At 63.6% G+C, this 23787-nt stretch carries 25 protein-coding genes and 1 riboswitch; of the genes, 13 read left to right on the top strand and 12 right to left on the bottom strand.

All coding sequences use genetic code 11. From position 1 onward, the window contains the following. Window positions 1-7: 7 nt before the first annotated feature. Complete coding sequence (locus tag FIU85_RS19385) at window positions 8-238, bottom strand: twin-arginine translocase TatA/TatE family subunit (RefSeq protein WP_152498062.1); 231 nt, start codon at window positions 236-238, stop codon at window positions 8-10. A 179-nt stretch (window positions 239-417) separates the two neighbouring features. Next, window positions 418-1197, bottom strand: a complete 780-nt coding sequence (locus FIU85_RS19380; RefSeq protein WP_152498061.1) for an SDR family oxidoreductase — start codon at window positions 1195-1197, stop codon at window positions 418-420. Between the two features lie 172 nt (window positions 1198-1369). Here FIU85_RS19380 and FIU85_RS19375 point away from each other — a divergent pair, with 172 nt between their 5' ends. Next, window positions 1370-2386 (top strand): Hint domain-containing protein, encoded by a 1017-nt coding sequence (locus tag FIU85_RS19375; RefSeq protein WP_152492791.1) that lies wholly within the window; start codon window positions 1370-1372, stop codon window positions 2384-2386. Window positions 2387-2392: 6 nt separating this feature from the next. Here the strand turns inward: FIU85_RS19375 and FIU85_RS19370 are convergent, their stop codons facing one another. Next, entirely contained in the window at window positions 2393-2767 is a 375-nt protein-coding gene (locus tag FIU85_RS19370) for a nuclear transport factor 2 family protein (protein ID WP_152492792.1), read from the bottom strand. A gap of 222 nt (window positions 2768-2989) precedes the next feature. Between FIU85_RS19370 and FIU85_RS19365 the strand changes: the two genes are divergently transcribed. The 5 genes from FIU85_RS19365 to FIU85_RS19345 all read left to right on the top strand — a co-directional run bounded on the left by FIU85_RS19365 (window position 2990) and on the right by FIU85_RS19345 (window position 8704). Then, window positions 2990-4597, top strand: coding sequence for a peptide chain release factor 3 (locus FIU85_RS19365; RefSeq protein ID WP_152498060.1), 1608 nt, complete (start codon window positions 2990-2992; stop codon window positions 4595-4597). A 27-nt stretch (window positions 4598-4624) separates the two neighbouring features. Continuing rightward, window positions 4625-5377 carry a hypothetical protein gene (locus FIU85_RS19360; RefSeq protein ID WP_152498059.1) on the top strand — a complete coding sequence of 251 codons (753 nt, stop codon included), beginning with the start codon at window positions 4625-4627 and terminating at the stop codon, window positions 5375-5377. Next, window positions 5374-5991, top strand: coding sequence for a hypothetical protein (locus FIU85_RS19355; protein WP_152498058.1), 618 nt, complete (start codon window positions 5374-5376; stop codon window positions 5989-5991). Before FIU85_RS19360 ends, FIU85_RS19355 begins: the two co-directional genes overlap by 4 nt. Window positions 5992-6069: 78 nt before the next feature. Continuing rightward, window positions 6070-7041: a glycosyltransferase family 2 protein gene (locus tag FIU85_RS19350; RefSeq protein ID WP_152498057.1), complete on the top strand. Its 972-nt coding sequence runs from the start codon at window positions 6070-6072 to the stop codon at window positions 7039-7041. 181 nt (window positions 7042-7222) lie between these two features. Then, window positions 7223-8704: a DEAD/DEAH box helicase gene (locus FIU85_RS19345; RefSeq protein WP_152498056.1), complete on the top strand. Its 1482-nt coding sequence runs from the start codon at window positions 7223-7225 to the stop codon at window positions 8702-8704. Window positions 8705-8847: 143 nt separating this feature from the next. Here the strand turns inward: FIU85_RS19345 and FIU85_RS19340 are convergent, their stop codons facing one another. From FIU85_RS19340 to FIU85_RS19325, 4 genes are all read right to left on the bottom strand, one after another. After that, a complete protein-coding gene (locus FIU85_RS19340; protein WP_152498055.1) occupies window positions 8848-10515 on the bottom strand; it encodes a ribonuclease J in 1668 nt (555 codons plus the stop codon). 6 nt (window positions 10516-10521) lie between these two features. Further along, a complete protein-coding gene (locus FIU85_RS19335; protein ID WP_152492799.1) occupies window positions 10522-11292 on the bottom strand; it encodes a type III pantothenate kinase in 771 nt (256 codons plus the stop codon). Window positions 11293-11312: 20 nt separating this feature from the next. Beyond that, window positions 11313-12065 (bottom strand): biotin--[acetyl-CoA-carboxylase] ligase, encoded by a 753-nt coding sequence (locus FIU85_RS19330; RefSeq protein WP_152492800.1) that lies wholly within the window; start codon window positions 12063-12065, stop codon window positions 11313-11315. 572 nt (window positions 12066-12637) lie between these two features. Continuing rightward, window positions 12638-13252 carry a LysE family translocator gene (locus tag FIU85_RS19325; RefSeq protein ID WP_152498054.1) on the bottom strand — a complete coding sequence of 205 codons (615 nt, stop codon included), beginning with the start codon at window positions 13250-13252 and terminating at the stop codon, window positions 12638-12640. 159 nt (window positions 13253-13411) lie between these two features. Between FIU85_RS19325 and FIU85_RS19320 the strand changes: the two genes are divergently transcribed. From FIU85_RS19320 to thiD, 3 genes are all read left to right on the top strand, one after another. After that, entirely contained in the window at window positions 13412-14323 is a 912-nt protein-coding gene (locus FIU85_RS19320) for a LysR substrate-binding domain-containing protein (protein WP_152498328.1), read from the top strand. After that, a riboswitch (TPP riboswitch) is annotated at window positions 14312-14446 on the top strand. Its footprint overlaps the gene before it by 12 nt. Before the next feature lie 34 nt (window positions 14447-14480). Beyond that, on the top strand, window positions 14481-14930 hold the full coding sequence (locus tag FIU85_RS19315; RefSeq protein WP_152498053.1) for an NUDIX hydrolase: 450 nt from the start codon (window positions 14481-14483) through the stop codon (window positions 14928-14930). Beyond that, entirely contained in the window at window positions 14927-15733 is an 807-nt protein-coding gene (thiD, locus tag FIU85_RS19310; RefSeq protein WP_152492804.1) for a bifunctional hydroxymethylpyrimidine kinase/phosphomethylpyrimidine kinase, read from the top strand. The genes FIU85_RS19315 and thiD overlap by 4 nt, the downstream gene beginning before the upstream one ends. Here the strand turns inward: thiD and FIU85_RS19305 are convergent. Beyond that, window positions 15730-15906, bottom strand: a complete 177-nt coding sequence (locus FIU85_RS19305) for a hypothetical protein (RefSeq protein WP_172978930.1) — start codon at window positions 15904-15906, stop codon at window positions 15730-15732. The genes thiD and FIU85_RS19305 overlap by 4 nt on opposite strands. Window positions 15907-16088: 182 nt before the next feature. On the opposite strand from FIU85_RS19305, the gene FIU85_RS19300 reads away from it, so the two are divergent. Then, a complete protein-coding gene (locus FIU85_RS19300) occupies window positions 16089-16982 on the top strand; it encodes an NAD(P)-dependent oxidoreductase (protein WP_152498051.1) in 894 nt (297 codons plus the stop codon). Between the two features lie 66 nt (window positions 16983-17048). Next, window positions 17049-17687, top strand: a complete 639-nt coding sequence (locus tag FIU85_RS19295) for an FMN-binding negative transcriptional regulator (protein ID WP_152498050.1) — start codon at window positions 17049-17051, stop codon at window positions 17685-17687. A 121-nt stretch (window positions 17688-17808) separates the two neighbouring features. Here FIU85_RS19295 and FIU85_RS19290 read toward each other — a convergent pair whose 3' ends face one another. Genes FIU85_RS19290 through FIU85_RS19280 form a run of 3 tightly spaced genes read right to left on the bottom strand, consistent with a single transcriptional unit; the run spans window position 17809 to window position 19857 of the window. After that, complete coding sequence (locus FIU85_RS19290; protein WP_152498049.1) at window positions 17809-18231, bottom strand: ester cyclase; 423 nt, start codon at window positions 18229-18231, stop codon at window positions 17809-17811. A 52-nt stretch (window positions 18232-18283) separates the two neighbouring features. Further along, a complete protein-coding gene (locus FIU85_RS19285) occupies window positions 18284-18904 on the bottom strand; it encodes a LysE family translocator (protein ID WP_152498048.1) in 621 nt (206 codons plus the stop codon). 2 nt (window positions 18905-18906) lie between these two features. Then, window positions 18907-19857: a DMT family transporter gene (locus FIU85_RS19280; RefSeq protein WP_152498047.1), complete on the bottom strand. Its 951-nt coding sequence runs from the start codon at window positions 19855-19857 to the stop codon at window positions 18907-18909. 69 nt (window positions 19858-19926) lie between these two features. Between FIU85_RS19280 and FIU85_RS19275 the strand changes: the two genes are divergently transcribed. Then, entirely contained in the window at window positions 19927-20820 is an 894-nt protein-coding gene (locus tag FIU85_RS19275; RefSeq protein ID WP_152498046.1) for a LysR substrate-binding domain-containing protein, read from the top strand. A gap of 247 nt (window positions 20821-21067) precedes the next feature. Here FIU85_RS19275 and FIU85_RS19270 read toward each other — a convergent pair whose 3' ends face one another. Then, window positions 21068-22138, bottom strand: coding sequence for a substrate-binding domain-containing protein (locus tag FIU85_RS19270; RefSeq protein WP_152492810.1), 1071 nt, complete (start codon window positions 22136-22138; stop codon window positions 21068-21070). A 173-nt stretch (window positions 22139-22311) separates the two neighbouring features. Here FIU85_RS19270 and FIU85_RS19265 point away from each other — a divergent pair, with 173 nt between their 5' ends. Beyond that, window positions 22312-23766: an aldehyde dehydrogenase family protein gene (locus tag FIU85_RS19265; protein ID WP_152492811.1), complete on the top strand. Its 1455-nt coding sequence runs from the start codon at window positions 22312-22314 to the stop codon at window positions 23764-23766. Window positions 23767-23787 lie beyond the last annotated feature (21 nt).

The raw sequence follows: 23787 nt of genomic DNA, 5'->3' as shown, positions 1-23787 counted from the left end.
TAAGGGGTTACGCCTTGTCTTTTTCTTTGTCGTCTTCGGGCGTGACGTCCCGGGCCGAGTCCGCCGCGTCGTTGCTGGCGTCCTCGACTTCCTTGTTTCCTTCCGCGACGCCCTTCTTGAACGAGGTGATGCCCTTGCCCACTTCGCCCATCAGCGAAGAGATCTTGCCGCGTCCGAAAAGAACCAGCACGACCACCGCGATCAGCAAAAGCCCCGGAAGGCCGATGTTGTTCAGCATGATATGTCTCCCTTATCCCGGCCCCGTTTCTGGGGTCCCGCAGGATGTACGTCAACCGTATCTATGCCCTTGCGCCGCCGGTTGGAAGAACCAATCCGCCGCAGATCCCGGGTTTTTCAGGGGCGCAGCCGGAAAATTCGAATTTTCCGGCCCAATTTTTGCGCAAAAATTGGGCCCGCCTAAAGCGTGGCGTTGATCGCGCCGCCGTCCAGAAGGATGTTCTGCCCCACGATGAACCCCGCGTGCCGACTGCACAGGAACGCGCAGGTCGCGCCGAAATCCTCGGCCGTGCCATAGCGCCCCGCGGGGATCGTCGCCGCCCGTCGCGCCCGCGCCTCGTCAAGGCTGATCGACTGCGCCTCGCTGACGCCCTTGTCCAGCGAATCGGCCCGGTCGGTCGCATGAATGCCAGGCAGCAGGTTGTTGATCGTAACGCCTTTTCCCGCCACCTGCCGGGCCGTGCCGGCAACATATCCGGTCAGGCCCGCACGGGCCGAATTGCTCAGCCCCAGCACCGGAATCGGCGCCTTCACGCTTTGCGAGGTGATGTTGACCACCCGGCCCCAGCCCCGCTCCATCATGCCCGGCACCAGCGCCTTGATGAAGGCGATGGGCGTCAGCATGTTGGCATCCAGCGCCTTGATGAAATCCTCGCGGTCCCAGTCCGTCCACTTGCCCGGCGGTGGGCCGCCCGCGTTTGTCACAAGGATATCAACACCTTCCGCGGCACTTATCACCTTCTTTTGCCCGTCCGGCGTGGTCACGTCGCAGGCCACGGTGATCACATCCACGCCAAAGTCGCCGCGAATGGCCTCGGCCGACGCCTCCAGCGCCTCTTCCCCCCGCGCGTTCATCACCAGATCCACGCCCGCCTCCGCCAGCGCCCGGGCACAGCCCAGCCCCAGCCCTTTCGACGACGCGCAGACCAGCGCGCGTTTACCCTTTATTCCAAGGTCCATGATATCATCTCCCGATAGTTTCGGCCCAGTTAGCACTCTCTCCAGCCAAAGGACCAGCAAATCCCCCGTCCGCGTCGCCATGTTGACCACATGACGCCATAATCCTAGTCTATGCCGTCACATCAGGGCAGCGCAGGTCCGCAAACGGACCGTAACAGGACAAAGGAAGATCATGACCAAGGGCCCAGACCGTCCGGCCTATGCCATCCCCGTCCTCCGAGCGGCGGATTTCACGGTCATCAACGGTGCCAACCTTGGCGATTCCATATCCTTCGCCGACGAGCTGGATCTCGACGACACTTACGACCTGCGCGTCGGCGCCCGCCTGCACCGCCTGTCGCTGGCCCCCGGCGACGGCAACGCCCTCACCGTCGTGGACGGCTCCCGCCTCGGCACGCCCGGCGCCACCGTGCATCTCGACAGCTGCCTGACGGTGATGTCCGCCAACGGCCAGACCTCCGAGATCCTGATCCTGGTCGAGGTTGACGCCGCCGGCGACGTGGCGCAGGTCTATGCCCACCCGCTGGCGCAATTGAAGCCCCGCACCGGCTACAGCCTTGTCGGCATCGATACCGTCAACGCGCGCCAGAAATTCGCCGAGGTGGCCTGCGTTTCCTTCTCCAAGGGCACGCATATCACCATGGCCTCCGGCGCCCAGACCCCGATCGAGGATCTCAAGGTCGGCGACCGCGTGCTCACCCGCGACGACGGGCCCCAGCCGGTACGCTGGATCGGCCAATCCACCGTGCGCGCCGTGGGAGAGTTTTCGCCCATCCGCATCCGCGCGGGCGTCATGAACAACACCGGCGACCTGCTGGTCAGCCCCGATCACCGATTGTTCGTCTATCAACGCTCCGATGCGCTCGGCGCCGGCCGGTCCGAGGTTCTGATCCGCGCCCGCCACCTTGTGAACGGCGATACCGTGGTACAGGAGGATGGCGGCTTCGTCGACTATTACCAGCTTCTCTTCGACACCCACCAGATCATCTACGCCGAAGGCATCGCCGCCGAGACCCTGCTGGTCGACACGCGCACCCGCGCCGTCCTTCCGCAGGAGCTCAACGACGAACTGGCCCGCGCCCTGCCCGGCGGCGGCCATGCCAGGCGGACCCACCTCGAATTCGAGGTGAACGAAGGCGAGGTCCGGCCCGACATGGCCAAGCTGCTCAAGGCCGCCTCGACGCGCTAGGCTGCCTCACACCTCCGAATAGGTGTAGAAGAACTCCTCGCGCACGATCTTGCCGCCCGCAACAGTGTAGACGCCGACCTCTTCCATGTCCGACACCTTGCCGGTCTCCCTCTCCTTGACCTTCGAGCGGAAGATCACCGCGAAGCGGTCGTCGCCATGCCACATCGGCCCGGTCACCTCGGCCTCCAGCATCTCCATCGCGCCTTCCCACCACTCGTGCTTGGCCCGGATCCCGTCCAGCCCGTGGGTCTCGCGGCCCTGCCCCATGTCGACGGCCTCCACCGACACCGCGTCGGCGGCGTAAAGCCGTTCCAGGTTCTCCTTTGCCCGGCCCTCGCGGCATCCGGCCACCAGTTCCTCCGCAATCTCCATCATGTCCATCTGTCGAAACTCCTATGTTGATGTTCATCCTATGTTCCAACGGTGCCACACCGAACCTGTCGGATCCATCGGCATCGTCGTGCCCGACGCCGCTTCTGGCCACATCCTGACAGCATGATCCTCACACACCAAGATGACACCGACGCGATGCCACCCGGATACCGATGCGATACCGACGCCCGAATCTTGCACCCGCCCCGCGCCGCCTCTATAGCGTCGCTCATGTTGGATACCGTCCCAAATCGCCCCGATCTGCCGGCCGAAATTGCCCGGCGGCGCACCTTTGCCATCATCAGCCACCCCGATGCCGGCAAGACCACCCTGACCGAGAAGTTCCTGCTTTACGGCGGCGCCATCCAGATGGCCGGACAGGTCCGCGCCAAGGGCGAGGCGCGGCGCACCCGCTCGGACTACATGCAGATGGAAAAGGACCGGGGCATTTCCGTCTCGGCCTCCGCAATGTCTTTCGATTTCAATGACTTCCGCTTCAACCTTGTCGACACGCCCGGCCACTCGGACTTTTCCGAAGACACCTATCGCACCCTCACCGCGGTCGATGCCGCTGTGATGGTGATCGACGGCGCGAAGGGCGTGGAAAGCCAGACGCAGAAACTCTTCGAGGTCTGCCGCCTGCGCGACCTGCCTATCCTGACCTTCTGCAACAAGATGGACCGCGAAAGCCGAGACACGTTTGAAATCATTGACGAAATACAGGAAATGCTGGCGATCGACGTGACCCCGGCCTCCTGGCCCATCGGCGTCGGGCGCGATTTCATCGGCTGCTACGACATGCTCAATGACCGGCTTGAACTGATGGACCGCGCCGACCGCAACAAGGTCGCGGAATCCGTTGGAATCAACGGCTTGGACGATCCCAAACTGGCCGATCACGTGCCTGCGCACCTGGTCGAAAAGTTGCGCGAAGACGTCGAGATGGCCCGCGAATTGCTGCCCGAACTGAACCCCCAATCGGTGCTCGAAGGCCACATGACACCTATCTGGTTCGGTTCCGCCATCAACTCCTTCGGCGTCAAGGAACTGATGGACGGAATCGGCACCTACGGGCCCGAACCGCAGCCGCAATCCGCCGAGCCACGCCAGATTTCACCAGAGGAATCAAAGGTTTCCGGCTTCGTCTTCAAGGTGCAGGCCAACATGGACCCCAAGCACCGCGACCGCGTCGCCTTCGTGCGCATGGCGTCCGGTCACTTCAAGCGCGGCATGAAACTGACCCATGTGCGCTCCAAGAAACCGATGACGGTCTCCGCCCCCGTGCTCTTTCTCGCTTCCGACCGCGAACTGGCCGAAGAGGCCTGGGCCGGCGACATCATCGGCATACCCAATCACGGCCAGCTGCGCATCGGCGACACCCTGACCGAGGGCGAGGCCCTGCGCGTCACCGGCATCCCCTCCTTTGCGCCGGAACTTCTGCAAAACTGCCGCGCGGGCGACCCGATGAAGGCCAAGCACCTGGAAAAGGCCCTGATGCAATTCGCCGAGGAAGGGGCCGCCAAGGTCTTCAAGCCCACCATGGGTGCGGGCTTCATCGTCGGCGTCGTGGGGCAGCTGCAATTCGAGGTTCTGGGCTCCCGGATCGAGCTGGAATACGGCCTGCCCGTCCGCTTCGAGCCGTCGCAATTCACCTCCGCCCGCTGGGTCCACGGCCCGAAAGAGGCGGTCGAGAAATTCACCAATGCCAACAAGCAGCATATCGCGCTCGATAACGACGGCGACACGGTCTACCTTACCCGCCTGCAATGGGACATCGACCGCGTCGAGCGGGACTACCCCGAGATCAAGCTGTCGGCGACAAAGGAAATGATGGTGTGACGGGCCTCTTCGCATCATCCTGGCGCAATGGATGACCAGGTATACCCCGGCGGATTTGCCTCTCTCGTAAGACGGTTCGAGAGCAAGCGTACCCAATTCACCAATTGGCAAGACCTGCTGCCGCCAGTCGATGCGGATCTTTCGCCTTATTTCCAGGCGACGGTTTCCCCCGGCCCCGTGCCACCGCGCCGGAAAACGCGCGACATCTACGAAAAGCACGAGGATTTCAGCGCTCAACTGGCCGGCTACAGCGAGGCGCATGTGCTGAACGCGATCCTCATCGCGGTGCTGCGCCGGCGTGATCCGCCGGATGAGGCCCTGAGCCTGTTTTTCCGCCTGTGGTCCGAGCACGGCGCACGCCTGGTCAAGGACATGCCCGTGCGTTGGATGGTGTCCTCCGCCACCACCTTTGCAGATCATGGCCGGACCGGCGACCAACGCGCCTGCGGAATGGGGCTGGCGGTGCTCTTCGACACGATCAAGCTCTACGAGAGCGAACGCAGCTACAGCGGGCTCTCCGGGCGAAAGCTCTTCAGCCTTCGACCCGGTGAAAAGCGCCACAGCATGCCCTTTGCGGTCACCCGCTATTCCTTCAAGTCGGGCGACCTCGACAAGAACATGCTCGCCCGGCTCTGGTTGCTGTCCGAGGCCGACGCGACCATCGCCCCCCTTGCCCGGGCGATGCTGCGGCTGGTCGTCTCCGACACGCGTACCGTCTTCTCCCGGGTTCAGCGGATGAAGGCCGCACGGGCAGAGCGTCGCGCCAGGAAGCAACCGTGACCCTGCAAAACCGCGTCCTGCTCACTGGTGAGATCGCGGCCACGCCCGAACGCGGCACCCTCATGGGCAATCGCGGCATCCTGCATGACGCCGATCTGCAGTTGGGAAAGGTCCGCTGGCGCCACCCGCACTGGGTCACCTGCCTGCTCGATTTCAAGAACCGCCGTCGCAAGCTCATGCAGCCCGGAGCCTACACCGAGCTTTTCTTTCTCGACGAGCCCACGGCATTTGCCGCCGGTCACCGCCCCTGCGGCGAATGCCGCCGCGCCGCGTTTCGACGCTTCGCTACGCTTTTCCACGCCGCCAACGGCACCGAGACGCTGGCCGAGATCGACCGCCTGATGCACCGTGACCGCGTCACCCGCAGGCGCGAGCAGGTCCGATACACGGGCGCCCTCGAAACGCTGCCCGACGGCGCCTTCATCCTGCACGAAGACGCGCCGCACCTGGTCTGGGGCGGACGTCTCCTGCGCTACGCCCCCGGCGGCTACACCGCCGCCCTGCCCCGCAGCACGGGGCCCGCGACCGTGCTCACCCCGGCCTCGATCGTCGCCACGCTGGCCGCCGGGTATCGCCCCGTTCCGCACCCCTCGGCCACAAAGAACCACACCTGACCTTCCCCTGGCTCCAAATATCCCCGCCGGAGGCATCGACCTCTTGCGCGCCTCCCGCCCCTGTCACATGCTCTGGCCATGAGCAGTGATCCCACATGGGGCCTCGTCGCCACGATCAAGGCGCCCGCCCAGGACATCCTGAATTTCGCCGCGCACCATCTCGACCTGGGCGCGCACCGCGTCTTCGTTTATCTGGACGAGGACGTCCCCGAGGCCCGCTCGGCGCTCAAGCGGCACCCAAAGTGCCGCGCGATCCTGACGGATGCCGATTACTGGAAACGCCGCCGCCGCGACAAGGGGCGTCCGGACGCGCACCAGCACCGCCAGTCGTTGAACGCCACCCATTGCTATACACGCGATCCGCAGGTCGACTGGCTCCTGCATGTCGACGTCGATGAGTTTCTGCAGCCTCTCTCGCCGCTCGCCGCCCAACTGGCCGCGATCCCGCCCGGCATCCTCTCCGCCCGCGTGCGCCCGGTCGAGGCGATGCAGCCCGATCCCGCCGACCCGCCGCCGCCCGGCACGATCTGGTGCAAGGGCTTCGACCCCGTGCTGCGGATCCGCCGCGAGCAGACCACCAGGCTGTACCCCCGCTACGGCGAGCATCTGAACGGCGGCTTTCTCAGCCACGTCGCCGGGAAGATCTTCGTGCGCACCGGGCAGCCCGATGTCAGCATCCGTATCCACAATGCCTTCGTCGGCAAGACACGCGATTCCAACCTCTTCGACCTCGACGACTGTCGCCTCGTGCATCTTCATGCCCCCACCTGGGACGACTGGCAGGCGCGGTTCCGCTACCGGCTCAGCCAAGGCTCCTACCGGCCCGACCTCAAAGCCAACGCCCGGCACTCGGAAACGGCCCTGACGATGCACCAGCTGTTCTCGATGCTCGAGTCCGAGGGCGGCGAAGACGCCCTGCGCGCCTTCTTCACCGAGGTCTGCGTGGCCACGCCGGACCTGCGCAGCCGGCTCGACGCGCTCGGCCACCTGCACACGGTCTCCCTCGACCTGGACGCCAAACGCGCCCGCCACTTCCCGAATTTCGCCTGATCGCCCTTGATTGTTGCCGAAACGCACACAATTCACACGTTATACACGCTCTGTCCGTCCCGTGGCGTCGCACATTGACCAACGCTCGCCCTTGGGATAGTGGGAGTGGACCAAGGCCCTGCACGCATGGGCCAATTCGAGATGGCGGGCCAGAATCGTGTCCGCAAAACTGTGGACATACATGACCAAATTTTCTGACCTGAGCCTCAACCCCAAGGTTCTGAAAGCCGTCGAAGAAGCCGGCTACGAGACCCCCACCCCCATCCAAGCGGGCGCCATTCCTCCCGCGCTCGAAGGCCGCGACGTCCTGGGCATCGCCCAGACCGGCACCGGCAAGACGGCGGGCTTCACGCTGCCGATGCTGTCGCTTCTGGCCCGGGGCCGCGCCCGCGCCCGGATGCCGCGCAGCCTGGTGCTCTGCCCCACGCGCGAACTCGCCGCCCAGGTGGCCGAGAATTTCGACACCTATTCCAAGTACCTCAAGCTGACCAAGGCGCTCTTGATCGGCGGCGTCAGCTTCAAGGAACAGGAACAGATCATCGACAAGGGCGTCGACGTCCTGATCGCCACGCCCGGCCGCCTGCTCGACCATTTCGAGCGTGGCAAGCTGATCCTGTCGGACGTCAAGGTGATGGTCGTGGACGAGGCCGACCGGATGCTGGATATGGGCTTCATCCCCGATATCGAGCGTATCTTCGGCCTGACCCCCTTCACCCGCCAGACGCTTTTCTTCTCCGCCACCATGGCGCCCGAGATCGAGCGCATCACCAACACCTTCCTGTCCAGCCCCGAACGCATCGAGGTCGCCCGTCAGGCCACCGCGTCCGAGACGATCGAACAGGGCGTGGCGATGTTCAAACCCTCCCGCCGCGACCGCGCCGACAGCGAAAAGCGCAAGCTTCTGCGCGCGCTCATCGACGCCGAGGGCGACAAGCTCACCAACGCGATCATCTTCTGCAACCGCAAGACGGACGTGGATATCGTCGCCAAGTCGCTCAAGAAATACGGATACGACGCCGCGCCGATCCACGGCGATCTGGATCAAAGCCAGCGCACGCGCACCCTCGACGGCTTCCGCGCCGGCGATCTGCGCATTCTCGTGGCCTCCGACGTGGCCGCCCGCGGCCTCGACGTGCCGTCGGTCAGCCATGTCTTCAACTTCGACGTCCCCGGCCACCCCGAGGATTACGTCCACCGCATCGGCCGCACCGGCCGCGCCGGGCGCGACGGCAAGGCGATCACGCTCTGCAACCCGCGCGACGAAAAGGCCCTGGCGGCGGTCGAGAACCTGATCCAGAAAGAGATCCCCAAGCTGGACAATCCCGCCGGCTACGACGCGCCCAAGGCCGACGCCGGCGATGCGCCCTCCGAGGACGCACCGAAAAAGCCGCGTCGCTCGCGCAGCCGCCGCAAATCCGACGACACGCCCGATAGGCAAGACACGGCAGCGGATAAACCCGAAGACACCAAGCCCGAGGCACAGTCCGACGCCAAGCCCGACGCCAAACCCGAGGACACGCCGCAGGACGCGCGCAAATCCTCCTCACGTGGCCGCGGAGGCGGTCAAAAGCAGGACAGCAAGGACAAGGCAGGCCCGGTGGGCATGGGCGACCACCTGCCCAGCTTCATCGCCAAAAGCTTCGACGAACGGATGGTCTCCTGAACCGATCCCGTAGGGTGGGTGAATATTCACTTCCCCACGCGTCCAACCGATCCCGTAGGGTGGGTTTCCAACCCACCCCAACGCGCCGCTCCTCAACACCCGCGTAGGGTGGGCGAAAGCCCACGCGCGCCCTTCGCCGCGCGTTACGACAGCCGGCTGATGATCACCGTCACCTCGGGCTTCTTGCCGATCTCGCCAAGCGCGCTCTGCCGCGCCACCTTGCGCAACCCGTCTTCCAGCGCATCGTCATCGCTCAGGGTTTTCGACTTCGCGCGCCCCATGAACTGGCTGAGATCCTCTTCCAGAACATCGACCAGCGGCGCACGGCTGCCGCCCGTCTCGGCCAGCCCCATGATCTCGCACCAGGGCTCGCCCAGCGGCTCGTCGCTCTCGTCCAGGATAACGTTGATCGTGACATGACCGTTCAGCGCCATGCGAATCCGATCCCGCACGATGCCGTCCAGCGCCCCGATCTTCACCGACCCATCCAGATAGGTCCGCCCGGTCTCGACATACTCGGCCACCTCCGCGCGGTTGCCGGATAGGTCGATCATCGTGCCGTTGGGCGCCATCACCCCGTGCAGCTTGCTTTCCCCCGCCAGCTTCACATGCTCGCGCAGGTGCCGGTGCTCGCCATGCATCGGGATCACGAATTGCGGCTGGACGATCTGGTGCAGCTTCTTCAGGTCGGGCCGGTTGGCGTGCCCCGACACGTGGTAGAGCCCGCTGCTGTCATCCACGACATCCACGCCCTGTTCGCTGAACTGGTTGATGATGCGGATGACGCCACGCTCGTTGCCGGGAATGGTCTTGGACGAAAACAGAAACGTATCCCCGGGCTTCAGCTCGATCCCGTTATATTTGCCCTGCGCCAGCTGCGCGCTGGCCGCGCGCCGCTCGCCCTGGCTGCCGGTGACGATCAACATCACGTTCTCGCGCGGGATCTCTCGCACCTCCTCGGGGCTGATCGTGCGCGGGAAATCCGTCAGCACGCCGGTCTCGACCGACGCCTCGATCATTCGCCGCATCGCCCGGCCCAACAGACAGATCGACCGCCCGGCCCGCTCGCCGGCCTCGGCCAGCGTCTTCACCCGGGCGACGTTGCTGGCAAACGTGGTCGCCACGACCATGCCCTTGCACCCCGCCACCAGCTTCTCGATCTCGGGGCCCACGGTGCTCTCGCTACGCCCCTCATGGGCGTTGAACACGTTCGTCGAATCGCAAACCAGCGCCTTCACCCCCGGTCTGGCGATCTCGGCCCACATTCCCTCGTCGAACGCCTCGCCGACCACGGGGCTCATGTCGATCTTGAAATCGCCCGAATGCACGATCCGGCCCGCGGGTGTGTCGATCACCAGGCCGGAACTTTCCGGGATCGAATGCGAGATCGGCGCGAACCCCACCGTGAACGGCCCGGCTTCGGTCGTCTCGGGCCAGGGCGACACGGTCTGCACCGCCTTTTCGGGGTGGCCATGCTCGTCCATCTTGCGGCGCGCGATATTGGCGGTGAAGGCCCGCGCATAGATGGGCGCGCCCAACTGGTCATAATAATGCGCCACGGCCCCCACGTGGTCTTCATGCGCGTGCGTGATGAACACCGCCTCCAACTGGTCGCGCCGCTCTTCCAGCCACGCGATGTCGGGGAAGATCAGGTCCACCCCCGGCGTGCCGTCCATGTCCGGAAAGGTCACGCCCAGATCCACAAGGATATACCTCTCCTTGCCCGGCGCGCCGTATCCGTAGACATAGGCGTTCATGCCGATTTCCCCCGCCCCGCCAAGGGCAAGGTACGTCAATCTCTCACTGCTCATCCCCGATCAGCCTTCCTTGTTATGGGCATGGATCACGGTCAGCCCATGCATCGTCAGATCTTCTCTAATTTCGTCGAACAGCAGGTCACCCTGCGCGAAAAGCGGCGCAAGGCCGCCCGTGCCGATTATCTTCATCGGCGTCTCATACTCGGCCCGGATGCGGTCGCACACCCCGTTGACCAATCCCACGTACCCCCAGAATACGCCCGACTGCATGCAGTCCACCGTGTTGGTGCCGATCACCTTCTGCGGCTTCGTCACGTCGATATGAGGTAAGGCCGCCGCCGCCATGTGCAAGGCCTCTAGGCTCAGGTTGACGCCGGGGGAAATCACGCCCCCCACATAGGCCCCGTCATCCGCCACCACGTCGAAGGTCGTCGCGGTGCCGAAATCCACCACGATCAGGTTGCCGCCATAAAGGTCATAGGCCCCGGCCGCATTAACAAGCCGGTCCGGCCCCACCTGCGTGCCCTCGTCCACCCGCGGCTGGCGCGGCAGGGCGCATTCCGGCTTGCCCACCACGATGGGCCGGCAGCCAAAGAAACGGTCGGCAAAGACGCGCAGGTTGAACACCACACGCGGCACCGTGGACGAGATGATCACGTCGGTGATGTCCAGATCGATCTCGTAATGCTTCACCAGCGTCGAGAACCACGTGAAATAGGCATCCGCCGTCCGCGCATGGTGGGTCGAGGTGCGAAGGGTGCACAGAAACTCCGACCCGTCCCAGATCGCGAAAACCGTGTTGGTGTTGCCGCAGTCGATCGCCAGAAGCATGGCACCGCCCTCTCTTCCCCTTAGAAAAACACGTCCGCCGCCGGGATGACGTGGCGCGATTTGGCATCTGTTAGAACAAGATTGCCGCCCGCGTCCACCGTCTCGAACGTGCCGGTAAAGGTCTCGCGCCCGGTCCGCGCCGTGATCACCTCGCCCAGCCGCGCTGCCCGGTCCATCCAGGCCGCGCGAATGGGGGCGAACCCGTAGGTCACGAACTGCGCCTCGAGCCGCGCATAGGCCGGCGCCAGTAGATCGAGGAACTCCTCGGGGTCGATCTTCGCCCCGGTCTCCGACAACAGCGACACGGGCCGCACCGCGCCCGGCTCGACCGCGCCCGCCTCGGGCGCGCTCTTCAGGTTCACCCCGATCCCGATGGCAAAATGGCTGAGGCTGCTTCCCGCGCCCGCGCTTTCCAAGAGGATCCCGGCCAGCTTGCCGCCATTCAGCAGCACGTCATTGGGCCATTTCAGCGCAAAGCCCAGGGGCCGTCCCGTCGCCGCGACAAAGGCGTCGTACAGCGCCAGCGACGCCACGAAGGACCGCAGGGCCACCTGGTCGGCGCTTTCTGTGGGCCGCATCACCAGCGTCGCCGCGAAGTTGCCCTCCGGGTTGGCCCAGGGCCGCCCGCGCCGCCCCCGCGCCGCCGTCTGGTGGCGGGCCAATATCCACTCCGGCCCTTGCAGGTTGGGCGCAATCCGCGCCGCCTCGGCATTGGTGCTGTCCACCTCGTCCAGCACCCGCCGCCCGTATCCTTCTGGCCACGGCTCTTTCATCGTTCGAAAAATACTCCCGCCGGAGAGGCATCCTTGTTGCGCCATACGTTCCCACCGCGTGTCATTGGAATAGATTTTCCTTTCATCGTAATAATTTAGTGTTTCCGCAGGTCCCCTTATGACCCGGGAAGTCCCACGTTAGAACGTATATAAAACGGAGGATATCATCATGGCAAAATCAAATCAGGCGGGCTTTGCGACGGGCTGTGCCTGTGGCTTTACAACCGCCTGACGGCGGGTCCCTTTGGATCTTTCGCTTTTAGTTCTGGGGACGCCAACGCGAGATGGGTCTTGGGTCGTATACAAGCATCAGTCTCGCCGAAGCAAGAATGCAAGCCGAACTCGCACGTCAACAGTACTGAGGGAGGTAGACCCGATCGAGCAGCGCCAATGAAATCGCCAACAATCGAATATTACTGACGGTCGCCTCGGGCGCATTGCATTGGAAGCGAACTGGATGACCTGATCCACAGGCGCGGTTAGACCAAGAGGGTGCAACAAGAGAACCTTCCAGTTCTCGAACGGCGCGACTGATCGTGGATTGCTGTAACTCCAACTCGAGCGCTGCAGGTTCAACCGAGGAGGAACGCAACGCCGACCGACAGAACAAGCATGATAGCGAATACGATATTGATTGCACGTCCCACGCTCGGATCTTCCAGGAAGCGGGAGAATGTGCTCCCGAATACGAGCCAGGCAGTATTCACGACCGCGGCCATGAAGGCCAACGCGATGAACTTCAAGAACGTGTCAAGCAAGAGGTGCTCGGGCGTGATCGAGTATCCGGCGTACACGGCGCCGATCGCCGCGTAGGCTTTGGGGTTGGCCACGGCAAGGCCGAGGCCCGGTAGAAACGACCCTATGACTACGCCCGAACGACCACCGGCGCCAGTTGGCGCTTGCCCGACAGGCGCCGTCGCGATCTTCCACGCCAGGTAAAGAATATAGGCCACCGCAGCAATGCGGAGGACCACCAGCAACCAGGCCTCGGAAGACATGACCCCGGTCACGCCGGTCGCGATGATCGCCAGCACCACGATGGTTCCAAGTATTATGCCCATGAGATACGGCAGGGCGTTCCAAAACCCGAATGCAGCGCCCAGACTCGCCAAGCTGATCGTGGCCGGCCCCGGGCTGCCCATGAGCGGCAGGGCGGCCGCGATGAGTATCAGGGTATTTCCGATCATCTTGGTTCTGGCCCTTAAGCTCTCCTTCGACTGCCGCAAAATCGCGTCCTGCCGGAGAGCATCCTCTTGAACGGTAGGGTATCCAAGGCTATGACTTAAGAAAATCAAATAGATCGAAACCCTATAATTCGAGAATCGGAACCAATGCCAAGCTTTGACATGGACGCGCTCCGTACGGTCGTCGTTGGCTCGGATCTGGGAAGCTTCGCGCGCGCTGCCGTGCAACTCGGCCGCTCGCAATCCGCCGTCAGCATGCACCTCAAGAAGCTGGAACAGCAGGCGGGCACAACTCTGTTCGTTCGCAAGGGACGCGGCCTCGTGCCGACCGAAGCGGGCGAGGCTTTCATCGCCTATGCCCGGCGTATCGTCGCGCTGAACGACGAAGCCGCGCTCTCGGTCGGCGCGGCGGCAGGCAAGGCCTCCGTGCGACTCGGCCTGCCGCAGGATTTCTTCGATGACGTGATGCCTGCGACACTCGGCAGGTTCGGACAGGACGTGGAAAACGTGCATGTCGACGTGCAGGCCGGGGAAAACCACAGGCTCGCCGAAGAGGTCCGTGCCGGGCGCATCGACGCCGCGATCGCCTTTTTCCGGCCCGGCAGCCCGACCGAAGGCGAAACCCTGTGCGAATGCCCCATGCACTGGCTGGCGCATCGCGATCTGCCGGAGGTCGCCGTTGCCGCCCCCCTCCCCCTCATCATGTTCAACCACCCCTGCCTGTTTCGGCAGGCCACGCTTGCCACGCTTGACCACAGCCGGACGCGCTGGCGCGCCGCGCTCACCACGCCCAGCCTGCCCGCCGTCTGGGCCGGCCTGCGCAGTGGTCTGGGCATAGCCGTGCGCACGGATCACGGCAGGCCGGAGGATATCGCCTGTCTCGGCTCGGAGCTTGGCCTGCCGGAGTTGCCGAATATCGAGGTGCGCCTGTTGCGGGCGCCAAACCTGTCGCGTTTTGCCGAAAGACTTGCGCAAGTGCTGCGGGAAGAGACCCTCAGGCATCTGGACCCGGCAATTTACAGCGCGGGAGGCGTTGATTTCGTGCACCATCCTGATAGGCTCGGAACCACCTAGGGGTGTCCCGACAAGGGGCTGAGATATCGCTGGCGCTTCGGTCGCAGGATCGTTGGGCAGCGCGGTGACCCTTTGAACCTGATCCGGATCATGCCGGCGAAGGGACAGGATCGCAGCGCTCTCTTGCCCTTGCCGGCCTCAGCATGACGAGGCCGCCTTGCCATCTCCATCGACAGTCCCCCGCCCGATTTCGGCGACCATCGCCGCCGTCATACGCGACAACCAGGTCCTTCTTGTTCGCCGCGCAAATCCGCCCGACGCGGGACGATGGGGATTTCCGGGCGGAAAGATCGACCACGGCGAAACGCTGTTCGAGGCCGCAACCAGAGAACTGTCGGAGGAAACCGGCGTTTCCGCCGAGCCGCTCCGCGTGTTCACCGCAGTTGACGCGTTTGACCTCGGCCCCGCCGGCACCCTGCGCCGGCATTTCATCCTGATCGCCGTGCTGTTCCGATGGACGGCGGGAGAGCCGGTTGCAGGGGACGACGCGCTGGAGGCGCGTTGGGTAGATCTTAAAGCCCTCAAGGGAACCAGCCTCGCCCTGAGCCTCGATGTGGCCGAGGTCGCGCATGAGGCCGCCGCCTTGATGTCAGAGGTGCCGTCATGATTGCCAATGTCCTGACCATCGCGGGCACCGACCCCTCAGGCGGCGCAGGCATCCAGGCCGATATCAAGGCCATGTCCGCGCTTGGCGCCTATGCCTGTTCCGCCATCACCGCGGTGGTCGCGCAGAACACACAAGGTGTTCGCTGCTTCCAGGCGCTGGACCCCGATTTCGTCGCCGCCCAGATCGACGCGGTACTGGACGACGTGCGCGTCGACGCGGTGAAGATCGGGATGATCGCAAATGCCGGGATTGCCGAGGCGGTGGCCGACAGGCTGAGCCATCACGGGGCAGACAACATCGTGCTCGATCCGGTGATGGTCGCGAAGAGCGGCCATGCCCTGCTCGACCCTGAAGCGGTCTCGGCCGTGCGCGAGGCGCTCGTGCCGCTGGCCCGCGTCATCACCCCGAATCTGCCCGAAGCCGCCGTGTTACTGGGCCGCGAAGACGACTGGACCGCCGAGACGATGCAAGCCGCCCTGCCCGAGCTCATGGCACTTGGCTCCGATTACGTGCTGCTCAAGGGCGGGCATCTGAAGGGCGAGCACAGCACCGACCTGCTGGCCGGACCCGAGGGCACCCGGGCACTGAAGGCCCTGCGCATCACAACGACCAACGATCATGGCACCGGCTGCACCCTCTCCTCGGCCATCGCCGCGCTTCTGCCGCATCACGACATGCCCGAGGCAGTGGCCCGCGCCAAGGCCTATCTGCACGCCGCGCTTGCCCAAAGCGACACGCTGAACGTGGGCCACGGTCACGGGCCGGTGCATCACTTCCATGCGCTCTGGGCGTCAGGCGCCTAGGGTGTCGATCCTGTTCCTGAGCGGCAGGCGGCGGCCTCTGGGTCCAGCTGTCCGCAGATGGCCGAAACCACGGCGACGCCCCGCGCGCCTGGGCTGAAGGCCAGCGCGGATTTCAGCGCGCGCGCCGTCTCGATCATCCGGGCGGTGTCTGCCGCCCTGTCGCGGAAGCGCACCACCATCGCCCCCGGCGCAGAGCCCCCGGGTGAGAGGCGGCAGGCTGCTGGTGAAATGCAGAGTCTTCAACCTCTGCAGCAAACTCACATATCCGAATATTGAAACCCACGGTTTCATTCATTTCGTTATTCAGAATGATTGAGCTCGGCTAGCTTGGGTCCCGCGGAAACGGGAGACAGTCATGGCATCAGGAGAACAAATCGGCTTCATCGGCTTGGGCACCATGGGCGAACCTATGGCGCTGAACCTGCGCCGCGCCGGACAGTCCCTGATGGTCTGGAACCGGACGGCGGAACGAACCGCCCCGTTGAGAGAGGCCGGGGCCAAGGTGGCAGCCGATGTGGACGACCTCTTCGCCCAATGCACCACGGTGCTTCTGATGCTGGAAAACGAGGCCGCGACCGATGCCGTTCTGGGCCGCGACACCGAGGCTTTCACGCATCGTGTCGCCGGGCATTGCATCGTGTCGATGGGCACGACCTCCGCGAAATACTCCCAGGGCTTGTCACAGGATATCGCCGCCGCCGACGGCCGCTTTGTCGAGGCGCCGGTCTCTGGTTCTCGAAAGCCGGCGGAGGCAGGTCAACTCGTCGGCATGCTGGCCGGACCTCCCGAGGAGGTCGAACGCCTGCGCCCCATGCTCTCGCCGATCTGCAAACAGCTCTTCGACTGCGGCACCGTACCCGGCGCCCTGCAAATGAAACTTGCGGTCAATACCTTCCTGATCACCATGGTCACCGGCCTTGCCGAAGCCGCGCATTTCGCGGCGCGCCACGGGCTCGACATGGACCGCTTCGCCGACATCCTCAATGCCGGGCCGATGGCCAGCGACGTCTCCCGCGTGAAGATCGACAAGCTGCGCATCCAGGATTTCAGCCGTCAGGCCGGTATCTCGGACGTGCTGAAAAACAGCCGTCTGGTCTTGGAAGCTGCAAGAGCCGCCGGCACTGCCTCCCCCCTGATGAACGTCTGCGAGGCGCTCTATGCCGAAACCGAGGCCATGGGCCGCGATGAGGATGACATGATCGCGGTGGTCCAGGCTATCGAAGCACGCATCAGGCGGTCCGCTTCCTGATACAAAAGCGTTGGGACATCATTGCGTCCGCGCGGCACGATATTGCAACCGCAACAGGGGCCGGGAATGTACACACCATCGCATTTTGAAGAGACCGATCCTGCGGCGATCCGTGAGATACTCGATACAGCGCCACTGGCCTGTATCGTGGCGCAGACGGAAGAAGGATTGTTGGCAAACCACATGCCGTTGCTCCGGGCCCCGGACGGATCACTGGTCGGCCATGTCGCACAGGCAAATGCCATGCACCGGATGATTGCCGAGGAGCAAGAGGTTCTGGCCATATTCCGTGGTCCAGACGCCTACATCTCACCGAACTTCTTTCCAAGCAAGGCCGACCATCACCGCCACGTTCCGACCTGGAACTATCAGGCGGTACATATCTGCGGGACCATTTCGTTCCAGCACGACGAACAGGCCAAACGTGCAGCCGTGGGTCTTCTGACGCGCACGCACGAGCGAAAGCTGAACGGCGAGAATGCTTGGCGCATGGCAGATGCGCCGCAAGACGACATGCAGGGGATGCTGGAAAGCATCGTCGCATTCCGAATAACGGCAAGCCGGACACTCGCGAAATCGAAGATCAGCCAGAACCGCGAAGAGCGAGATTATCTTGGCGCGGTTGCCGGGCTCAGGGCTACCGGGAAGCCCACCATGGCAAACCTGATGGCGGAACGGTCCCGGAAAACGGACGAGGACACCTGAAACGTCAATTGGCGAGCAGGCAACCGCGTTCGAGATGCTGCCACCGGTGCAGTCGTGCTTGGATGACTTCGCTGTGACGACTGCGACTTGGCTAAGAGCGTGACAAAGCAGACATAGAACGTCAGAACCGACCGACTGTTGGCGCACTCAATTGCTGCTTTACAGCGTCCAGGTCGCCAAGCACCCAAAGCTTGGAGAGCTTGCCGTCCGATATTCCAAAAAAAGCGGAGCCCGCCCATTCAATGTCTTTGCCGGTACAACTAACTCCGAAAAAGTCAGACTGATGTGTTCCTCGAAAAATCATACGGGCAGCCGCCCTGTCATCAATGCAGACTAAGTCCTTAATGATGCAAGTATAGTTTCCAAGCGCCTTGTGGACGGCTTCAACGTATTCAAGAAAGCCGCCGATGCCGAGCTTTTCAGGTCCAAGCGAACCACGAAATCTGAAATCAGTTGAAATTATCTCATGCGCCACCCGGAAGTCGCGCTTGTTCCACACGTCGTTGTAGAAACTCTCGACCAGTTGGTTTGATGTCGCTGTCATCTCTGCAGACCAAGATCAAAAATAATCCAAGGTTCAACCTTCCCGACAAGCTCTAACGCGTCACCGCCATGACCGCGCTACCGCCGATCATGAACCCGCCGCCAGCGTAGCCCATGCGGCGACGCGCGCGCCGACTGTCAAAGAGCCGACCCGCCCGCTCCGCGATCAGCGCATACCCGGCCAGCAACACCACGACAACGAGGCTGGAGGTCACCGTCAGCACCGCAAGCTGCACGGGCAGATCGCCTTGCGGGTCGATGAACTGGGCAAGGAATGCCATGTAGAAGACGATCGCCTTGGGGTTCAGAACGGCGGTCACTGTTCCGGCCCAGAAGCTGCTCCAGGAAGAAGCGCCACCTCCATGGCTGACCCTCTCCGGTGCATCGCGCCGCGCCTCCATGATCCGGCCGATGCCCAGCCACGCCAGATAAAGGACCCCGGCCCATTTCACGATCTGGAAGAGGATCGCGGAGGCGGCGAGGATAGCTCCGACCCCGGCGAAGGACAGCCCGACAAGCACGACACTCCCTACGACGTCACCGAGAATGCACATCGCCGCAGCCACCCTGCCCCGCGTCAGCGACTGCGCGATCACGAGCAGGACGCTCGGTCCGGGGATCACCGTCAGGACAATGCAGGCAATGGTATAGGCAATCCAGGTGTCCAGCGACATGGTTAGTCCCCTTGGCTCTGGTCCGGTCCGCGATTGGCCGACGCAGTGGTGGCAAGAAGTGCCCCGCTTCCGATCAGCACTATGCCCAGAAGATCAATGAAGCCCGGTCGATCGCCAAAGATCAAGATGCTCCAGAACAGGGCGAAAACAAGATACCCGTTATCGAACAAGCCGATGATCGGTGCGGACGCCCTCTGATACGCATAGGCGACCAGGGCGGTGATGACAGCGAGCAACACGCCCAACCCGGCCAGCAGACCCAGATCCGCCACTTTCAGTGAAGGCCAGACCGACAAAAGGAAGCCCGCGTCGTTCCCCTGTCCGCTCCACCACAGGCCGGCGACCAGCCCCAGGCCAGCCAGAAACAGAACAAGGTTGAGGTTCATCGCCATCGACATCGCCGGCACGGCACGGCAACGCCCCTGTGTGATCACGGCCGCGAGTGCGTAGAAGAACCCGGCAAGCAACGGCAGTCCGATCATCGGCGATACCTCATCCAGGCCCGGACGCAGGATTGTCATCACGCCCGCAAGACCCAAAAGGATCGCAACACACCCGCGTCCCCCGATGCGCGTTCCGAGCAGCGTTGACGACAGGAAAGCCATCCACATCGGCGAGGTATAATAACAGGCAGCCGCGATGGAGAACGACAACTCGGGCAGCCCGGCGTAATAGCAGCCCCACATCAGGGCGAGGCACAAACTGCGCAACCACACCCAGCCCGTGACACGGACCAGGCCGATGTTCATACATGTGGTGAGCCGCAAGACCGCCCCGAGGCACAGCACGGCAATTCCGGATCGGACTGTCAGAACCTGCCCGAGTGACAAACCCTCGTTGTTGAGTTTCACCAGCGCGTCGGACAGCGAAAGCAGCAAGACGCCGGCCGTGATCGCGGCGATGCCCGACCCAAGGCCCGGCACACTCTGCCAAATGAATCTGAATGATGTCATGCGTGCATGCAATCATTCGCAAAACCCTAATAAAAATGATAAAAGGGTAAAAATACATGAGTTCAGGTCATGCAAACAGACGACATCCAACTTGCTCGGCTTCGCCCGTTCGAGGCCGCCGCCCGGCTTGAAAGCTTCACCCGTGCCGCCGAAGAACTCGGGTTGACGCAAACTGCCGTCAGCCGCCAGATCGGCCAGCTCGAGGCAGAGCTGGGCCTGCGCCTGTTTGAACGCAGGAACCGCGCGGTGTTCCTGACCAAGGAAGGTCGCCGATTGGGACAGGTCGCTGGCGACGCTCTGGCAGCGATCCGGGCCGAGGTCGCCGCCCTTCGCGGCAGCCGCGACCCCGACACCGTCGTGCTGCGCTGCCAGCTCTGCGAGGCCTTCTACTGGCTGATGCCGCGTCTTTCGGATTTCCATGCCCGCCATCCCGAAGTGCAGTTGCAACTGGTCAGCGCGCTTGCCCCGCTTACGGAGGCCACCGAACCCTTCGACATCGCCCTGCAGACCACCGGCCGCGCCTCGGGCTCGGCCCGGCTGCTCTTTACCGCTGCGGACAGTATCTTTCCGGTCTGCGCGCCCTCCCTGCTCGCGGATAGCACCGCTCCGATCTCGCCGGAAACCCTGAGCGGCCTGCCTCTCCTGTCGCATCGTGTCACGCCGCAGGACTGGTTTGACTGGCCGGAGTGGTTCGCCGCCACCGGCATTGCCCGTCCGTCCCGCTTGCGAATGGTTTCATTCGACAGTTATCCCCTCGTGCTGCAGGCGGCGGTCACCGGCCAGGGGGTTGCCTTGGGATGGAAAAGAACGGTCAGTGACATGATAGAGGACGGCAAATTACGACCCGCTTGCGATCTGTACGTCGACAGGCCAAACGAGATTTCCGTCTTCAGGGGCACCCGGCGCTCGGATTACGCCGCTGTGGATCGCCTCATTGAATGGCTGAAAGCTGAACTGAACTGACATTCGAAGTCGGATCAACACGGTATCGGCCCAAGCAATATGGAGTACTTTCATTCCTCCAAATCCGAGCCCATCAAGCGGCTGGAAAAAGACATTACGCGTCTGATTTCGCGAGAGTACCCGTGCACATGAAGGTGTAGCAATGACGCGCCATGACGTTGTCCAGTTCACCCCGTGAAATCCTTGATACCAAGGCCAATCCAGTTCGGCGCTCGGCTTCTCCGTCACAGCTTGCAAAAGACCAGTATCACTCTCCGAAGACCTCTGCGGCGGGCTGCACGCCCCCCGGATTGGCGGCACGATACCCCGGCAGGGTCTTGATCGCGCTCGTGAACTCCCGGCTCTGCATGGCGGCGATGACCCGCTTCATGGCTTCCGACGCCAGCAGCGCCTCGCGACAGACGAACACGTAGTCCTCTGTCACCAGGGGCAGAAATTCTAGGTTGAACCGACGCGCGGCGGCCTCCACGCCGAAGCTCGCATCGGCCATGCCGCTCGCGACATAGGCCGCGACGGCGGCATGGGTGAACTCGAAGGACGGATGCCCCCCGCCAATGTCATCCGGCGTCATGCCGACTTGCGCAAGGATCTGCTTGAAAAGATGCGCCGTCCCCGAGACCGGATCGCGCGCGACAAACCGGATGTCGGGGGTCTTCAGGTCCTCGACGCCCCGGATCCCCAGCGGATTGCCGGCCCCCAGCATCAAGCCCATTTCGCGGGTCACGAAGCTGATGACGCTGTAGCGCTCTCCGGTCAGGAAGTCCCGGTTCGCCTCGATCGCCTGCCGACGCAGCGGCCCCTGCGGCAGATGCAGTCCGGCAAGGTCGCATTCGCCGCGCTTCAGTGCCATCAGCGAGGTTTCGTTGCTGACGTAGCGCAGGTTGAAGACCATGTCGCCCTGGCTGTCGAGGATGCGCTGCAACTGTTCCACGGCGAAGCCGTGGCTGGCATGGGCACGGATCTCCGTGGTGGCCTGCGGCAGAAACTCTGCCAGTTCCGCCTCCAGCTCGTGCACCAGGTTGGCGAGCTGCGGCATCAGCCGGGCTTGCAACCGCTGTCCCGCCCAGACCAGCCGTTCGCCGAACGGCGTCAGGTTGGTGCCCTTGCCGCGTTTGCGCTCCACCAGCGGCGTCTCGAAGAAGTCCGACCATTTCTCGATCAGGTTCCACGCGTGCCGATATGAAATCTGCGCCTGCTCGGCCGCGCGAGTGATCTTGCCGGTCGCGCGGATCTCGTTGAGAAAATCCAGCATGACCATCATCGGCGGCTCGTCTTCGGACTTGCGAAACCGCCAGACAGGGACAATCTCGATCTGCATACGAGTCTCCTTAATATGCATTGCCGTGCATAACTTTGAACGGTCATTTCGACCTATATGCAGTAAATATCATATTTTTCGAAAACAAAAGGCCATTAAGTTGAAATCATGCGGCTTCGAATGCGAGAGGCCGAAGATGAAATATGAAATAATATGCATAAGGAGAAGACGCCATGCCCTATGATATCTCGACCACCCGTGCAGACCTGATCATTCATGGTGAACGGGTGCCCGCGCGCTCCGGTCGCAGCTTTGAAACAGTCAATCCGGCCACCGAGCAACCGCTCGCACAGGTCGCCGAGGCGGGCGTGGAGGATGTGAACGACGCGGTCGCCTCCGCCCGAAAGGCGCTGACCGGCGACTGGGGCCGGATGCGCGCCGCCGATCGCGGCCAGATCCTGCTGCGCTTCGCCGACCTCATCCGCCGCGACCAGGACGAACTGATCGAACTGGAAAGCCTCGATTCCGGCAAGCCGGTCTCGACAATCCGGCGGCAGGACATGCCGGCGGTGCTGGACACGCTGACCTACTACGCGGGCTTCGCCGACAAGATCAACGGACAGGTCATTCCCGCCCGGCAGGACGCACTGACCTACACCGTGCGCGAGCCGGTCGGCGTGGTCGGGGCCATCGTGCCCTGGAACTTCCCGATGATGATCGGCATGTGGAAGATCGCCCCGGCCCTGGCCTGTGGCTGCACCGTGGTCCTGAAACCGGCGGAACTCACACCGCTGACCGCGCTGAAACTGGGCGAACTTGCGCTCGAGGCCGGCCTTCCCGCCGGCGTGCTCAACGTCGTGCCGGGCTTCGGCGCCATCGCCGGGCAGGCACTGGTCGATCACCCGGACGTGGACAAGGTGACCTTCACCGGCTCTCCGGGCGTCGGCCGGCAGATCCTGCAAGGCTCCGCGGGCAACCTCAAGCGCGTCACTCTGGAACTCGGCGGCAAATCGGCAAACGTCATCTTCCCCGATGCCGACATTGAAACCGCGGCCAAGGCCGCCGCGTCCGGTATTTTCTTCAACAGCGGGCAGGTCTGCTCGGCCGGCTCCCGGATCGTCGTCCACAACTCGATCCGCGAGGAGGTCGTGGAACGGCTCGTGGCACGGGCCGAGAAGATCCGGACCGGCGACCCGTCCGATGGCGGCACGCAGATGGGGCCGGTCGTCTCCGAGAAACAGATGGACCGGATTCTCGACTATATCCGCATCGGCGAGGAAGAGGGCGCACGGCTCGTGACAGGCGGCGCCCGCGCCATGGAGCGCGGGTATTTTGTCGCCCCGACGGTGTTCGACGATGTCCGCCCCGAGATGCGCATCTCGCAGGAGGAGATTTTCGGCCCTGTCGCCTCGGTGATCGGCTTCGAGGACGAGGACGAGGCGCTCGCCATCGCCAACGGCACCAGCTTCAGTCTCGCGGCGGGCATCTGGACCAACGACATGCGCCGGATGCACCGTTTCCTGCGCGACCTGAAGGCAGGCACCGTCTGGGCCAACACCTTCGGGCCGACCGACGTGCGGTTGCCCTGGGGCGGCACTCGGGATTCCGGCTTTGGCCGCGAGCATGGCGAGATCGCACTGGAAAACTTCACCGAACCGAAATCGATCTGGATCGCACATGGCGCGTGACGCCTGATCCCGTCATCGCGG

The sequence above is a fragment of the Roseovarius sp. THAF8 genome (assembly GCF_009363735.1).
In the GTDB taxonomy this organism is placed as follows: Bacteria; Pseudomonadota; Alphaproteobacteria; order Rhodobacterales; family Rhodobacteraceae; genus Roseovarius.
This window is presented reverse-complemented; position numbering and strand designations above follow the sequence as displayed.

Excerpts from the sequence above, each read along its gene's own strand:
- FIU85_RS19335 (WP_152492799.1), bottom strand. The coding sequence starts at position 11,292 with ATGCTTCTGGCGATCGACTGCGGCAACACCAACACGGTTTTCGCGATC.
- FIU85_RS19290 (WP_152498049.1), bottom strand. The coding sequence starts at position 18,231 with ATGACAGCGACATCAAACCAACTGGTCGAGAGTTTCTACAACGACGTG.
- FIU85_RS19285 (WP_152498048.1), bottom strand. The coding sequence starts at position 18,904 with ATGTCGCTGGACACCTGGATTGCCTATACCATTGCCTGCATTGTCCTG.
- FIU85_RS19340 (WP_152498055.1), bottom strand. The coding sequence starts at position 10,515 with ATGAGCAGTGAGAGATTGACGTACCTTGCCCTTGGCGGGGCGGGGGAA.
- FIU85_RS19280 (WP_152498047.1), bottom strand. The coding sequence starts at position 19,857 with ATGACATCATTCAGATTCATTTGGCAGAGTGTGCCGGGCCTTGGGTCG.
- FIU85_RS19320 (WP_152498328.1), top strand. The coding sequence starts at position 13,412 with ATGGACGCGCTCCGTACGGTCGTCGTTGGCTCGGATCTGGGAAGCTTC.
- FIU85_RS19385 (WP_152498062.1), bottom strand. The coding sequence starts at position 238 with ATGCTGAACAACATCGGCCTTCCGGGGCTTTTGCTGATCGCGGTGGTC.
- FIU85_RS19325 (WP_152498054.1), bottom strand. The coding sequence starts at position 13,252 with ATGATCGGAAATACCCTGATACTCATCGCGGCCGCCCTGCCGCTCATG.
- FIU85_RS19360 (WP_152498059.1), top strand. The coding sequence starts at position 4,625 with ATGGATGACCAGGTATACCCCGGCGGATTTGCCTCTCTCGTAAGACGG.
- FIU85_RS19265 (WP_152492811.1), top strand. The coding sequence starts at position 22,312 with ATGCCCTATGATATCTCGACCACCCGTGCAGACCTGATCATTCATGGT.
- FIU85_RS19270 (WP_152492810.1), bottom strand. The coding sequence starts at position 22,138 with ATGCAGATCGAGATTGTCCCTGTCTGGCGGTTTCGCAAGTCCGAAGAC.
- FIU85_RS19275 (WP_152498046.1), top strand. The coding sequence starts at position 19,927 with ATGCAAACAGACGACATCCAACTTGCTCGGCTTCGCCCGTTCGAGGCC.
- FIU85_RS19350 (WP_152498057.1), top strand. The coding sequence starts at position 6,070 with ATGAGCAGTGATCCCACATGGGGCCTCGTCGCCACGATCAAGGCGCCC.
- FIU85_RS19380 (WP_152498061.1), bottom strand. The coding sequence starts at position 1,197 with ATGGACCTTGGAATAAAGGGTAAACGCGCGCTGGTCTGCGCGTCGTCG.
- thiD (WP_152492804.1), top strand. The coding sequence starts at position 14,927 with ATGATTGCCAATGTCCTGACCATCGCGGGCACCGACCCCTCAGGCGGC.
- FIU85_RS19300 (WP_152498051.1), top strand. The coding sequence starts at position 16,089 with ATGGCATCAGGAGAACAAATCGGCTTCATCGGCTTGGGCACCATGGGC.
- FIU85_RS19365 (WP_152498060.1), top strand. The coding sequence starts at position 2,990 with ATGTTGGATACCGTCCCAAATCGCCCCGATCTGCCGGCCGAAATTGCC.
- FIU85_RS19375 (WP_152492791.1), top strand. The coding sequence starts at position 1,370 with ATGACCAAGGGCCCAGACCGTCCGGCCTATGCCATCCCCGTCCTCCGA.
- FIU85_RS19295 (WP_152498050.1), top strand. The coding sequence starts at position 17,049 with ATGTACACACCATCGCATTTTGAAGAGACCGATCCTGCGGCGATCCGT.
- FIU85_RS19370 (WP_152492792.1), bottom strand. The coding sequence starts at position 2,767 with ATGGACATGATGGAGATTGCGGAGGAACTGGTGGCCGGATGCCGCGAG.
- FIU85_RS19330 (WP_152492800.1), bottom strand. The coding sequence starts at position 12,065 with ATGAAAGAGCCGTGGCCAGAAGGATACGGGCGGCGGGTGCTGGACGAG.
- FIU85_RS19345 (WP_152498056.1), top strand. The coding sequence starts at position 7,223 with ATGACCAAATTTTCTGACCTGAGCCTCAACCCCAAGGTTCTGAAAGCC.